The 12,758-nt window shown below is 67.2% G+C and carries 11 protein-coding genes; 5 read left to right on the top strand and 6 right to left on the bottom strand.

Annotated elements, in window-relative coordinates; translation table 11 throughout:
* Positions 1-19: 19 nt before the first annotated feature.
* From ACTJI4_RS08295 to ACTJI4_RS08280, 4 genes are read left to right on the top strand one after another with little or no spacing between them, the layout of a single operon-like run.
* A complete protein-coding gene (locus tag ACTJI4_RS08295) occupies positions 20-2,290 on the top strand; it encodes a methyl-accepting chemotaxis protein (protein ID WP_440869019.1) in 2,271 nt (756 codons plus the stop codon).
* 12 nt (positions 2,291-2,302) lie between these two features.
* Positions 2,303-3,169 carry a CheR family methyltransferase gene (locus ACTJI4_RS08290; RefSeq protein ID WP_392917194.1) on the top strand — a complete coding sequence of 289 codons (867 nt, stop codon included), beginning with the start codon at positions 2,303-2,305 and terminating at the stop codon, positions 3,167-3,169.
* Positions 3,166-3,762, top strand: a complete 597-nt coding sequence (gene cheD / locus ACTJI4_RS08285; RefSeq protein WP_282248259.1) for a chemoreceptor glutamine deamidase CheD — start codon at positions 3,166-3,168, stop codon at positions 3,760-3,762. The genes ACTJI4_RS08290 and cheD overlap by 4 nt, the downstream gene beginning before the upstream one ends.
* Entirely contained in the window at positions 3,759-4,826 is a 1,068-nt protein-coding gene (locus tag ACTJI4_RS08280) for a protein-glutamate methylesterase/protein-glutamine glutaminase (RefSeq protein ID WP_440869018.1), read from the top strand. Before cheD ends, ACTJI4_RS08280 begins: the two co-directional genes overlap by 4 nt.
* Positions 4,827-4,988: 162 nt before the next feature.
* On the opposite strand, the gene ACTJI4_RS08275 is transcribed toward ACTJI4_RS08280, so the two are convergent.
* The 6 genes from ACTJI4_RS08275 to ACTJI4_RS08250 form a co-directional block, all read right to left on the bottom strand.
* Complete coding sequence (locus tag ACTJI4_RS08275; protein WP_440869017.1) at positions 4,989-5,864, bottom strand: amidohydrolase family protein; 876 nt, start codon at positions 5,862-5,864, stop codon at positions 4,989-4,991.
* 11 nt (positions 5,865-5,875) lie between these two features.
* Entirely contained in the window at positions 5,876-6,898 is a 1,023-nt protein-coding gene (locus tag ACTJI4_RS08270) for an amidohydrolase family protein (protein WP_440869016.1), read from the bottom strand.
* Between the two features lie 21 nt (positions 6,899-6,919).
* The gene (locus ACTJI4_RS08265) at positions 6,920-8,200 is read right to left on the bottom strand and encodes a carbohydrate porin (RefSeq protein WP_440869015.1); all 1,281 of its coding nucleotides are present in this window, start codon (positions 8,198-8,200) and stop codon (positions 6,920-6,922) included.
* A 79-nt stretch (positions 8,201-8,279) separates the two neighbouring features.
* Positions 8,280-9,593 carry a C4-dicarboxylate transporter DctA gene (gene dctA / locus ACTJI4_RS08260; protein ID WP_440869014.1) on the bottom strand — a complete coding sequence of 438 codons (1,314 nt, stop codon included), beginning with the start codon at positions 9,591-9,593 and terminating at the stop codon, positions 8,280-8,282.
* Positions 9,594-9,635: 42 nt separating this feature from the next.
* Complete coding sequence (locus tag ACTJI4_RS08255) at positions 9,636-10,691, bottom strand: 4-oxalomesaconate tautomerase (protein WP_440869013.1); 1,056 nt, start codon at positions 10,689-10,691, stop codon at positions 9,636-9,638.
* Entirely contained in the window at positions 10,684-11,355 is a 672-nt protein-coding gene (locus ACTJI4_RS08250) for a 4-carboxy-4-hydroxy-2-oxoadipate aldolase/oxaloacetate decarboxylase (RefSeq protein WP_440869012.1), read from the bottom strand. Before ACTJI4_RS08250 ends, ACTJI4_RS08255 begins: the two co-directional genes overlap by 8 nt.
* A gap of 100 nt (positions 11,356-11,455) precedes the next feature.
* On the opposite strand from ACTJI4_RS08250, the gene ACTJI4_RS08245 reads away from it, so the two are divergent.
* Positions 11,456-12,709: a LysR family transcriptional regulator gene (locus ACTJI4_RS08245; RefSeq protein ID WP_440869011.1), complete on the top strand. Its 1,254-nt coding sequence runs from the start codon at positions 11,456-11,458 to the stop codon at positions 12,707-12,709.
* The last annotated feature ends 49 nt before the right edge of the window (positions 12,710-12,758 follow it).

Genomic DNA, 12,758 nt, shown 5'->3' with positions numbered 1-12,758 from the left:
CTGCTAGAGAAGGCCCCCCATGAATCTTTCCAGTCGCTTCGCCAACCTGTCCGTGCGCGGCAAGTTGAACCTGCTTACCGCCCTGATCGCCATCGGCGTGATCGCGCTGGCCATCATCGCCGCGCGTATCCAGTACCTGGACCTGGCCGAAACGCGCAAGGACGCCCTGAAGACCCAGGTCGAACTGACCTACGGCATCCTCGACCACTACAAGCGACTGGCCGGCACGGGGGAACTCACCGAAGCCGCGGCCAAGGCCGCCGCGCTGCAGGCGCTGCACGGCATGCGCGCCGACGGGGAGAGCGCGTACTACAACGTGCTGGCGACCGATTACACCCTGCTGATGCACCCGTTCGCCCCCGACCGGGTGGGCAAGGTGCAGAAGGACTACCTGTCCAAGGACGGTGTGCCGCTGTATCTGCAGCAGGTGGACATGGCCAGGACCGGGGGCGGCTACACCTACTACTCGACCACCAAGCCCGGCGCCGGTGAAGCGCTGATTGAAAAGGCCACCTACGCCGGCATGTATGCACCGTGGCAGTGGGTGGTCACCAGTGGCGTGTACCTGGACGACGTACAGGCCGACGCACTGGCGTTCACTGGCATCATGGCCGCTACCGGCGGCGCGCTGGTGCTGGTCGTGCTGGCGCTGAGCTGGCTGATCGGCAACCGCATCACCGGGCCGCTGCGCCAGGCCACCAGCGTTGCCGACAGCATCGCCAACGGCAAGCTCGACACCCGCATCGGGGCACAGGCGAAGGACGAACCCGGCCGCCTGCTGGAAAGCATGGGCCGCATGCAGCAGCAGCTGCACGCGGTGATCGGCGCCCAGCGCGAAATGGCCAGCCAGCATGATGCCGGCCAGACCACCTTCCGCATGGACCAATCCGCGTTCCCGGGTGAGTACGGCTTGATGGTGCATGAAACCAATGCCCTGGTCGGCGCGCATGTGCAGACCATGCAGGACGTGCTGGCCGTGGTGCAGCGCTACGCCGTGGGCGATCTGAGCGCGGACATTGCGCGCTATCCGGGCGACAAGGCCGCCATCAGCACCACCGTGGACACCGTCAAGCAGAACCTGGCCAGCATCAACGCCGAGATCAAGCGCCTGGGCGCCGCCGCGGCCGCGGGTGATTTCTCCCAGCGCGGCGACGCGGCCCGCTTCGATCACGATTTCGGCCAGATGATCGCCAGCCTCAACGCGATGATGCAGGTCAGCGACGACAACCTGGGCAAGCTCTCGCAGCTGCTGTCGGCGATTGCCGAAGGCGACCTCACCGCGCGCATGCACGGCGAGTACCAGGGCGTGTTCGCCACCATGCGCGACGACGCCAACGCCACCGTCACCCAGCTGACCCAGATCGTGGGCCAGATCCAGGAAGCGGCCGGCAGCATCAACCTGGCCGCCGGCGAGATCGCCACCGGCAACAGCGACCTGTCGCGCCGTACCGAGCAGCAGGCAGCCAACCTGGAAGAAACCGCCGCCTCGATGGAGGAACTGACCTCCACCGTGCGCCAGAACGCCGAACACGCCCGCCAGGCCAACCAGCTCGCCATCGGTGCCCATACCGTTGCCTCCCAGGGCGGCGAGGTGGTCGGACATGTGGTGACCACCATGAGCGCCATCGAAGCCAGCTCCAAGCGCATCGCCGAGATCATCTCGGTGATCGACGGCATCGCGTTCCAGACCAACATCCTGGCCCTGAACGCCGCGGTGGAAGCCGCGCGTGCCGGCGAACAGGGCCGTGGCTTTGCCGTGGTGGCCTCTGAAGTGCGTACCCTGGCCCAGCGCTCGGCTGCGGCCGCCAAGGAGATCAAGGGCCTGATCGACGATTCGGTGGCCAGCGTGTCCGATGGTTCGGCACTGGTGCACAAGGCCGGTACCACCATGGGCGAGATCGTCGCCTCGGTGCAGCGTGTCACCGACATCATGGCCGAGATCTCCGCCGCCTCGCAGGAACAGTCGGCCGGCATCGAACAGGTCAACCAGACCGTGGTGCAGATGGACGAGACCACCCAGCAGAACGCCGCGCTGGTGGAAGAAGCCACCGCCGCTGCGCGTGCCATGGAAGAACAGGCTACCCAGCTGGCCGATGCGGTGTCGATCTTCCGCCTCGACAACCAGGTGGCTGCCGCCGTCAGCGCGGTCACCGCCCGCATCGCCAGCCCGGCGCCGCAGCGCAGCGTGACGCCGGCGGCCGCGCCAAAGGCAATTGCCCGCAAGCCGGCCCCGGCCGCACGCGCCGCCCGCAGCACCAGCGCCGATGACGGCAACTGGCAAGAGTTCTAAGGAACCCCACCCGTGACCACGCCCGCCGCACCTGTCTCTGCTGCATCTACGACCGGCCGCGAATTCGAGTTCGCCGACCGCGACTTCCGCCGCATCTGCGACCTGATCTATCAGCGCGTCGGCATTTCGCTGGCGCCGGCCAAGCGCGACATGGTCTACGGCCGGCTCTCGCGCCGGCTGCGCACGCTCGGCCTGCGCAGTTTCCAGGAGTACCTGGACCAGCTGGAAAGCCAGGGCGGCGATGAGTGGCAGGCATTCACCAATGCACTGACCACCAACCTGACCGCGTTCTTCCGCGAACCGCATCATTTCGAAAAGCTCGACACCGAGCTGCGCGCGCGGGCCGGCCACGGCCCCCTGCAGCTGTGGTCATGCGCGGCTTCCACCGGTGAAGAGCCCTACTCCATGGCGATCACCGCCTGTGAGGCGTTCGGCACGCTGAAGCCGCCCGTGCGCATCCTCGCCACCGACGTGGACACCCAGGTGCTGGCCACCGCGAGCCGCGGCGTATACGCCATCGACCGCGTCTCGGGCCTGGACCCGGCGATCAAGAAGCGCTACTTCCAGCGCGGCAGCGGACCCAACGAAGGCCAGTGCCGCGTGCATCCGGCATTGCGCGAGCTGATCGATTTCCGCCCGCTCAACCTGCTCGCACCCCGGTACGACGTCGGTGGCCCGTTCGATGCCCTGTTCTGCCGCAACGTCATGATCTATTTCGACAAGCCCACCCAGCGCGGCATCCTGTCGCGCCTGATCCAGCACATGGGAGACGATGGCCTGCTCTACACCGGCCACTCGGAGAACTACCTGCACGCCGCCGACTTGATCCAGCCGTGCGGGCGCACCCTGTACAAGCGTGCGCCCGGAGCCCCGGCATGAACCTGGCTGCCCGCCCCGACGATGTGATGCGTTACTTCGACAGCCGCTTCAAGGTTACCGCCGCCAAGCTGCTGCCCACCCAGTACCTCGTGGTCGACGACGACACCGCACTGACCACGACCCTGGGCTCGTGCGTGGCGGCGTGCCTGCGCGACCCGGTGCTGAAGATCGGTGGCATGAACCATTTCCTGCTGCCCGAAGGCAACGTGGGCGATGGTGCCCCGGCCCGTTACGGCAGCTATGCCATGGAACTTCTGATCAACGACCTGCTCAAGCGCGGCGCGCACCGCAAGCGCCTGGAAGCCAAAGTGTTCGGCGGCGCCAACGTGCTCAAGGGCTTTACCAGCAACCCGGTCGGCACGCGCAACGCCGAGTTCGTCCGCCAGTACCTGCAGGCGGAACATATCCCTGTGCTGGCCGAAGACCTGTGTGGCATCCACCCACGCAAGGTCTGGTTCTTCGCCGACACCGGCCGGGTGGTGGTGCAGCGCCTGCCGCACGCCCACGAAGCCGAAGTGGCCGCGACCGAATCGGCCGTGCGTGCCCGCCTGTCCAAGGCCCCGGTCACCGGTGGCGTGGAGCTGTTCGAATGATTAACGGTTCACCCTGCAGGGTTCTGATCGTCGACGATTCGGCGGTGGTGCGGCAGATGCTGAGCGAGATCCTCGCCAGCGACCCGGCCATCGAAGTGGTCGGCACGGCCGCCGATCCATTGCTGGCGCGCGAGAAGATCAAGCGTTTGGCCCCGGACGTGATCACGCTGGACGTGGAAATGCCGCGCATGGATGGGCTGGCATTCCTGGAAAACCTGATGCGCCTGCACCCGCTGCCGGTGGTGATGATCTCATCGCTGACCGAGCGCGGCGCCGACACCACCCTGCAGGCGCTGGCGCTGGGCGCGGTGGATTTCATCTCCAAGCCCAAGTTCGACGTGGCACGTGGTCTGCAGGGCTATGCCGAAGAGATCATCGGCAAGGTCAAGATGGCGGCGCGCTCGCGCGTGCGCACCCTGGCCCGCCCGATCACTCCGCGCATCACCCTGGACGCCATCGCGCCCACGCCCGCGCGCTCGATCCAGTTCCGTACCACCGACCGCCTGATCGCCATCGGCGCCTCGGCAGGCGGTACCGAAGCGCTGCGCGTGGTGCTCGAAGGCCTGCCGGCCGATGCGCCGGCGGTGGTGCTCACCCAGCACCTGCCCGCGACCTTCAGCACGGCGTTTGCCGAACGCCTTGACCGCCACTCGGCGATGTCCGTGCGCGAAGCCACTGACGGCGAAGCCGTGCTGGCCGGCCACGCCTATCTGCCGCCCGGCGGCAAGCACCTGCGGGTCATCCGTGACGGTGCGCGCTGGCGTTGCCGGGTGGATGACGGCCCGGCGGTGAACCGGCACAAGCCGGCCGTGGACGTGCTGTTCCGTTCGGTGGCAGAAAGCGCCGGCGCCAACGCCATCGGCGCCATCCTCACCGGCATGGGCGACGATGGGGCGCGTGGGCTGCTGGAGCTGAAGAACGTCGGCGCCCCGACGCTGGTCCAGGACGAAGCCACCAGCGTGGTCTGGGGCATGCCGGGCGCCGCCTTCAAGCTCGGCGCCACCGACGAGCAGGTTCCGCTGGAGCGGATCGCCGAGCGCCTGATGGCGCACGCGCGGGGTTGATCCCGCGGCGGCGCCGGCCAACGCACGACCAACGGTCGTGCGCTACCGATCAACCGCGCCGGCCACCGATCGTGCGCGACCGGCCAACCGCGCCGGCCAACGGTCGTGCGCGACCGGCCAACCGCGGTAGGTCACGACCGTTGGTCGTGACGCTCTCGCCCGTCAACCCCAGTACAATCGCATCGGGTTGTCCACCAGCAGCTTCTGCTGCTGCTCTGCCGTCACCGCAATCCGTGGAATGAACTCCACCAGCGTGCCGTCATCGGGCATGTGCGACTTCAGGTTCGGGTGCGGCCAGTCCGTGCCCCACAGTACCCGGTCCGGGAACCGCTCGACCAGGTGCCGTGCGAATGGCACCACATCGTCATACGTGGGTGGCCCGGACTGCGACAGCCGCTCCGGACAGCTCACCTTGCTCCACACATTCGGGTGTTCCCGCATCAACCGCACGAAACGCTGGAACTCCGGGCCGTCCACCGGCCGGGTCACATCCGGCCGCCCCATGTGGTCCACCACCACCGTGGTCGGCAGCGAGGTGAAGAAATCCCAGCGCTCGGCCAGATCGGCAGCCTCGAAGTACACGACAACATGCCAGCCCAGCGGCACGATCCGTTCAATGATGGCGTGGTAGTAAGCATCCGGCTTCGGGTCCACCAGCCGCTTCACGAAATTGAAGCGCACCCCACGCACACCGGCTTCATGCAGCTCGCGCAGTTCGCCGTCGGTGACCGTATCCCTCACCGTGGCCACACCACGCGCCCGCCCATCGGCACTGCGCAGCGCATCCACCAGCGCACGGTTGTCGGCACCGTGGCAGGTCGCCTGCACGATCACGTTGCGCTCAAAGCCCAGGTAATCGCGCAGCGCGAACAACTGCGCCTTGCCGGCATCGCAGGGCGTGTACTTGCGCTCGGGCGCATACGGGAACTCGTCCCCCGGCCCGAATACATGGCAATGGGCATCCACCGCGCCCGGCGGCGGCACGAACACCGGCCGGCTCGGGTCCGGGCAGAAATCCAGCCAATCGGCATCTTTCACGAAATCCGACATCACAGTCCCCTCGCCTTCAGCCGCGCGTCCAACCGTGGGTACACCCGGCGCGCATTGCCCGACAGCACCTTGCTGCGATCCGCTGCCGACAGCCCCAGCGCGTCCACATAGCGCAGCGTGTCGTCGAAGTACTGCCCGGTTTCCGGGTCGATGCCCCGCACCGCGCCAACCATTTCCGAGCCGAACAGGATGTTGTCGATGTCGATCACCTTGAACAGCAGGTCAATACCCGATTGATGGTAAACGCAGGTGTCGAAGAACACATTCTTCATCACATGCTCGTTCAGCGGCGGCTTGCCCAGCATGTCGGCCAGGCCGCGGAAGCGGCCCCAGTGGTAGGGCACCGCGCCGCCGCCGTGCGGGATGATGAAGCGCAGTTCCGGGAAGTCACCGAACAGGTCGCCCTGCAGGAACTGCATGAACGCAGTGGTGTCGGCATTGAGGTAATGCGCGCCGGTGGCGTGGAAATTGGCATTGCAGCTTCCCGAGACATGCACCATGGCCGGCACGTCAAGCTCCACCATCTTCTCGAAGAACGGGTACCAGGCGCGGTCGGTCAGCGGCAGCCCGTTCCAGTGGCCGCCAGAAGGGTCCGGATTGAGGTTGCAGCCGACAAAGCCCAGCTCGTTGACGCAGCGCTCCAGCTCGGCGATCGAGTTGGCGATGGGCACGCCGGGCGACTGCGGCAGCTGGCACACGCCGATGAAGGTCTCCGGGTACAGCGCCACCACGCGCGCGATCAGGTCGTTGCAGCGCCGGGTCCATGCCGCGCTCACCGCCTCGTCGCCGATGTGGTGGGCCATGGTGCTGGCGCGCGGCGAGAAGATCGTCATGTCCGCGCCGCGCTCCCGCAGCAGGCGCAGCTGGTTACCCTCGACGCTTTCGCGCAGTTCGTCGTCGCTGATCAGCGGGTACACCGGCGACGGCAGCGCAGGGTCGTTGAAATGGGCCACCTGCGCCTTGCGGAACGCATCGTGGCTGGCGGGAGCGGTCGTGTAGTGACCGTGGCAATCGATGATCATCAGGGGCCTCGTGGGGAGGAATCACCAGCCAAACAGCTGGGCAAAGTGGACGTCCACGCGCAGCCCGACGATCAGCGCGTCGGGAATGTCGGTGGTACGGGTCGGCGCGTAGATCGGGTCCGGATTGATCACATACTGCAGGTTGGGCATCAGCCGGATGCCCTTGTGCACCGCCCAGCCATAGCTGAGCTCGGCGATGATCTCGTCGGCGTTCGGCCCGCCGCTGCCACCGTTGCGCGCGCGGCGGTCGCGCAGGAAAGCGATCTGCTCATCGCTGAAGTGGGTGTTGGAGACGAACATCGCCAACGTGTCCTGGTCGCGGCCGGCGAAGGTGCCGGTCTTGACGAAGCCGACCGCGGCGAACTGGTCCACCGGCGCTTCGTTGCCGGTATTCACGTAGGCGCGCGCGAACAGCGCCAGGTTGCGCTTGCCCTCGCCGCGCCACACGGTCTGGTCGGCCATCGCGTACCAGCCTGCGCGTGCGCCCGCCTGCATCGCCGTGGGCTTGCCGGTCAGCGAGGCCGAGTTGCCATTGGCATCGAAGTAAGAGCTCTTGCCGCCGTCGGTATTACGGTACATGCCCACCCGGTAGGTGCGCGGCCGCCGGTCGTTGGCGAAGCTGGTCTGGTAGCCGGCTTCATAGGCGGTGATGGTGCCGGTGCCTTCGCCAACCGAGAAATCCAGCCCGTTCTTGCCGGCCTTGTTCAGCTCGTTGTTGTAGTCGAACGCGCCGCTCTGCACGTACCAGCGATCATTCACGTCGTAGCGCAGGATGCCGGCCCAGGACGAGTTGGGGAACGCGGTGATGCCCAGGTCGGTGATCGCGCCATACGGGGTGAGGCACATCGCGTTGCTCATGAACACGCAGTTGAGCGCGGAGTTGTTGAAATAGCTGTTCACCGGTGCGCGGCCGGCGGTGATGCTCAGCCCGTTGTCGAAGCGGTGGCGTACGGTCAGCCGGGTCAGGCGGCCACCGGCCACCGGCCGCCAGGTCTGCTGCGCGCTGATCGAATTGCCGATCTTCTCGCGCGCCAGGTTGCGCCCGGCAAACCAGGCCCACTGCGCGTCCACGTCGGTGTTGTGCACGCCGAACAGCGCGTCCAGGTCGAACTTCGACTGGGCCATGATCCAGTACGAGCCTTCGGTGCCCTGCTCCACCCCGCCCACGGGATTGGACGCAACATTGCCGACAAAATCCAGGGTCAGGTCGACGCCCTTCGGCAGGGTGTCCTCGGCGGCGGCCGGGGCGGCAAGTGCAGCGCTGACCAGCAGCGCCAGCGAGGTGTTGCGCAGAATTGACATGAAAACTCCCTCCCCGCTGCCGTGGGCAGCGGGTTCAATGTAGTCAGGTAGGCGCCGCGGGCAGCCCGCGGAGCGTCAGTCAGGCTTCGCGCACGCCGACGTGGCGCAGGCGGGCGCGGCGGGTGCCGATCTGGGCAGCCATCACTTTCTCGTCCAGCTTGCCTTCCCACTTGGCGATCACCAGCACGGCGATCGCGTTGCCGACCAGGTTCACGAACGTCAGGCCTTCCGCCAGGATGCGGTGGATGCCCAGGATCAACGCGATGCTGGCTACCGGGATGGTCCCGGTGGTGCCCAGCGTCGCTGCCAGCACCACGAACGCGGCGCCGGCCACGCCGGCAGCGCCCTTGGAGGTCAGCAGCAGCACCGCGATCAGCCCCAACTGGTGCCACACGGTCAGCTCGGTATTGGTCGCCTGGGCCAGGAACAGCGCCACCGTGGTCAAGTACAGGCAGGTGCCATCGAGGTTGAACGAGTAACCCGCCGGAATCACGAAGCCGACCACGCCTTCCTCGCAGCCCAGCTTCTTCATCTTCTCGATCAGGCGCGGCAGCACCGTTTCGGTGGAGGTGGTGGCTGCCACGATCACGATTTCATCGCGCAGGTAAGCCAGCAGCCGCCACAGACTGGCGCCGGTCCACCAGCACACCGCGCCGAGCACGAACACCGTGAACGCCGCGCAGACCACGAAGAATTCGATGATCAGCTCGCCCAGCGACAACAGCGAACCGGCGCCGAACTGGCCGACGGTGAAGGCGATGGCACCGAACGCACCAATCGGCGCAAAGTACATGACGTAGCCGATGATCTTGAACAGTGCCGACGACGTGCCTTCGATGACCTTCATCACCGGCGCGCCGCGCTCACCGATCGAGGCCAGCGCCACGCCGAACAGCACCGCCACGAACAGCACCTGCAGCACGTGCGCCTCGGTGAATGCACTGACCAGTGTGTTGGGGATGATCGCCATGATGTAGGACACGATCGACTGGTCGTGCGCGGAATGCACGTAGCCCTGGATGCTGGCCATGTCGATGGTGGCCGGGTCGATGTTCATGCCGGCGCCGGGCTGCCACAGATCAACCGCGACCAGCCCGACAATCAGCGCCAGGATGGTGATCACCTCGAAATAGATCAGCGACTTCAGCGCGAGCCGACCGACGCTGCGCATGTCGCGCATGCCGGCGATGCCGTGCACCACCGTCACGAAGATGATCGGGCCGATCATCATGCGGATCAGCTTGATGAAGGCATCGCCGAACGGCTTCATCGCCGAACCCCAGTCCGGCTGCAGCCAACCCAGCACGACGCCGATGATGGTGCCGGCCAGCACCTGGAACCACAGCTGGCCAAAGACGCCGAAGCGGCCCTGCCGCTTCTCAACCACAGTCATAACAACCCTCCCAGGTCACAAGAATAGAGACGTCGTGCGTATTCAGTCGAACAGCACGCCGTCGAACAGCTTTCGGGCGGTGCGCAGGATGGCCGCAGCGGTCACCTGCCCGTGCGCGTCGCGCTCCAGCACGCAGCCGGTGCTGCCGCTGGGGTGTTCGATATCCAGTTGCAGCCGGCTGCCATCGGGCACTAGTGCGAGCGCTTGGGCCGGCGAGCCGGGCAGCAGGCAGGCCGTGGCCACGGTGACCGCGCCGAGCACCCCGATGGACGCGTGGCAGCGGTGTGGAATGAACGAACGCACGCACAGCGCGCCGCCGTCGCGCGGGGCCGCCACCAGCATCATCTTGGGTACCGACTGCGCGCTGACATCGCCCAGATTCATCAACGGCCCGGCCTGCAGCCGGATCGCCTCCAGCCGCGCCTTCAACGTAGCGTCGGCATCCAGCGTGGCGCGGTCCTCGTACCCGCTCACGCCCATGTCGCTGGCGCGCAGCACCACGCAGGGCATGCCGTTGTCGATCAGGGTGAGCTCCACCCCGTCGATCACATCGACGTCGCGGCCGGTCGGCAGCAACGCGCCGCAGCTGGAACCGGCGATGTCGGCGAAGGTCAGCGGAATCGCCGCCGCCGTGCCCGGCACCCCGTCGATCCGCGCCGGACCGTCGTAGCGCACCTGGCCGCCGGGGGTCTGTACGTTGGCGGTGGCCATCTTGCCGGTGTTCACCATGAAGATGCGCACGTCGGTGCTTTCGCCGGTGGGTTGCACGAGCCCGCGTTCAAGGGCGAACGGCCCGACCCCGGCCAGCAGGTTGCCGCAGTTCTGCGCATCGCTCACCACCGCCTGGTCGACGAACACCTGCAGGAACAGGTAATCCACGTCCGCGCCGGGCTGGCGGGAAGGCGATACCACCGCGACCTTGGAGGTCAGCGGATCGGCGCCGCCCATGCCGTCGATCTGGCGTGGGTCCGGCGAGCCGTAGGCGCGCAGCAGGAACGCATCGCGCGCGTTCGCATCGGGCGGCAGGTCGGCGGCCAGGAAGTAGCCGCCCTTGGACGTGCCGCCGCGCATCCACATGGCCGGCACACCTTTACTCATACCGCAGGCCCTTGGCCGCCAGGCGTTCGCGCATCGCGTAGATGTCCAGGCCCAGCTCGCCCTTGGCCAGGCGTTCGCGCTTCTCGGCCTCGCGGGCTTCGCGCGCCTGCGATTCGGCCGCCACCCGCGCCGCATCGGCACGCGGCACGATGCACACGCCGTCATCGTCGGCGATCACCACGTCGCCGGGGTGGACCAGCGCACCGCCGCACACCACCGGCACGTTGACCGAGCCCAGTGTTTCCTTGACCGTACCCTGCGCGTGGATCGCCCGGCTCCAGACCGGAAAGCCCATTGCAGTAAGGTCGCGCACATCGCGCACGCCGGCATCGATCACCAGCCCACGGCAGCCGCGCACCTGCGCCGAGGTGGCCAGCAGGTCGCCGAAGTAGCCATCAGTGCAGTCGCTGGTCGGCGCCACTACCAGCACATCGCCTTCGCGCAGCTGCTCGATGGCCACATGCATCATCCAGTTGTCGCCGGGGGGCACTGACACGGTGACGGCGCTGCCGGCGATGCGGGCGCCGCTGTAGATCGGGCGCAGCCGCGAGTGCAGCAGGCCGCTGCGGCCCTGCGCCTCATGCGCGGTGGCCACACCTGCCTGGGCCAGGACCTGGAGTGCGCCGTCAGCGGCGCGTTCGACACGGGTGACGACGCGGGACATCCATCCATCCTTCAATGACGATGATGCAGTGTTGTCCTCCAGCGCTGACCCCTCAAGATCGATTTCCGCAACAGCCATTTGGTTTGGTTATAGTTGATCCATGAACCGGCCCTTTGAACTGAACCTGAAGCATCTGCATGCGCTGGTTGCGGTGCACCACCACGGCGGCATCAGCGCCGCCGCGCCACACGTGAATCTCTCCCAGCCCGCGTTGACCCAGGCGATTGCGCGGTTGGAGAACCAACTGGACGCCCCCCTCTTCGACCGCCAGCCCGGCGGCATGGCACCGACGGAAGCAGCGGAACTGCTGGTGCCCCGCATCGAGCGCGCTTTGGGCTACATCGCTGATGGCGTGCGCCTGGCACGGCGTGCACAGCGCCTGCCCGCGTTGCCCGCAGTGGAACGCCGCGTCACGCTCGGCCAGCTGCGCGCACTCGTGGCGGTGGACGATGCCGGCAGCTTCACCCTGGCCGCAGCGCGCGCCGGCATCTCGCAACCAGCGATCTACCGCGCCGTGCATGAGCTGGGTACCGCCATCGAAACCCCGCTGACCGAACGCCACGGCAAGACCGTGCAGACCACCCCGGCCGCTACCCGCATGCTGCGGCTGGTGCGGCTGGCGCTGTCTGAACTGGCAGCCGGCCTGGACGAAGTGGCCCTGCTGCGCTCCGAACAGGGCGGCAGGGTCACGCTCGGCGTGATGCCGCTGGCCCGCGCGATCCTGCTGCCGCAGGTACTGGCGCGCTTTGCCCGCGCCCACCCGGGCGCATCGGTCAATGTGATCGAAGGGCCTTATGCGGAACTGCTGGGCGATCTGCGTGCAGGCAGCCTGGATCTGTTGATCGGTGCGATGCGCGACACCCTGCCCGTACGCGATGTCGCGCAGGAAGGCCTGTTCGACGATGACCCGGTGATCGTCGCGCGCAGCGGGCACCCGCTGGCCGGCAGCGGCCGGCTTGAGTTCGACCGGCTATTGGCGTTTCCCTGGGTGATCGCCGCCACCGGCGCGCCTGTGCGCGCCCGTTGGGAACGCATGTTCCGCCAGCATGGCCATGAACCGCCTCGCCTGCGCATCGAATGCGGCTCGGTGCTGATCACCCGCGGCCTGCTGCTGGAAGACGACTGGCTCACCCTGATGTCACGCGACCAGTTCGTGATCGAACGCCGCGCCGGCCTGCTCAGCGAAATCGGCAGCGCCGGCGACGACCTGCGCCGCCGCATCGGCCTCACCACCCGCGCCGACTGGCACCCCACCCGCCTGCAGCAGGCGTTCGTTGAAACCTTCCGCGCCGTCTGCGCCGAACGCAGCCACGACGCCGACAACGCGTGGCCGTTCCGATATCCACGACGCTGACAATGATCGCGTGCGGTGCGGCATGCATGATCAATCGGCGACCAAAGAA

It is taken from the genome of Stenotrophomonas sp. 22385, assembly GCF_052045085.1.
In the GTDB taxonomy this organism is placed as follows: domain Bacteria; phylum Pseudomonadota; class Gammaproteobacteria; order Xanthomonadales; family Xanthomonadaceae; genus Stenotrophomonas.
Note: the sequence above shows the minus strand (reverse complement) of the source record. Positions and strands in the feature narration are given on the sequence as shown.

What these genes read in the sequence shown, in the direction of transcription:
- ACTJI4_RS08295 (WP_440869019.1), top strand. Translation starts at nt 20, where the DNA reads ATGAATCTTTCCAGTCGCTTCGCCAACCTGTCCGTGCGCGGCAAGTTG.
- cheD (WP_282248259.1), top strand. Translation starts at nt 3,166, where the DNA reads ATGAACCTGGCTGCCCGCCCCGACGATGTGATGCGTTACTTCGACAGC.
- ACTJI4_RS08280 (WP_440869018.1), top strand. Translation starts at nt 3,759, where the DNA reads ATGATTAACGGTTCACCCTGCAGGGTTCTGATCGTCGACGATTCGGCG.
- ACTJI4_RS08270 (WP_440869016.1), bottom strand. Translation starts at nt 6,898, where the DNA reads ATGATCATCGATTGCCACGGTCACTACACGACCGCTCCCGCCAGCCAC.
- ACTJI4_RS08265 (WP_440869015.1), bottom strand. Translation starts at nt 8,200, where the DNA reads ATGTCAATTCTGCGCAACACCTCGCTGGCGCTGCTGGTCAGCGCTGCA.
- dctA (WP_440869014.1), bottom strand. Translation starts at nt 9,593, where the DNA reads ATGACTGTGGTTGAGAAGCGGCAGGGCCGCTTCGGCGTCTTTGGCCAG.
- ACTJI4_RS08255 (WP_440869013.1), bottom strand. Translation starts at nt 10,691, where the DNA reads ATGAGTAAAGGTGTGCCGGCCATGTGGATGCGCGGCGGCACGTCCAAG.
- ACTJI4_RS08250 (WP_440869012.1), bottom strand. Translation starts at nt 11,355, where the DNA reads ATGTCCCGCGTCGTCACCCGTGTCGAACGCGCCGCTGACGGCGCACTC.
- ACTJI4_RS08245 (WP_440869011.1), top strand. Translation starts at nt 11,456, where the DNA reads ATGAACCGGCCCTTTGAACTGAACCTGAAGCATCTGCATGCGCTGGTT.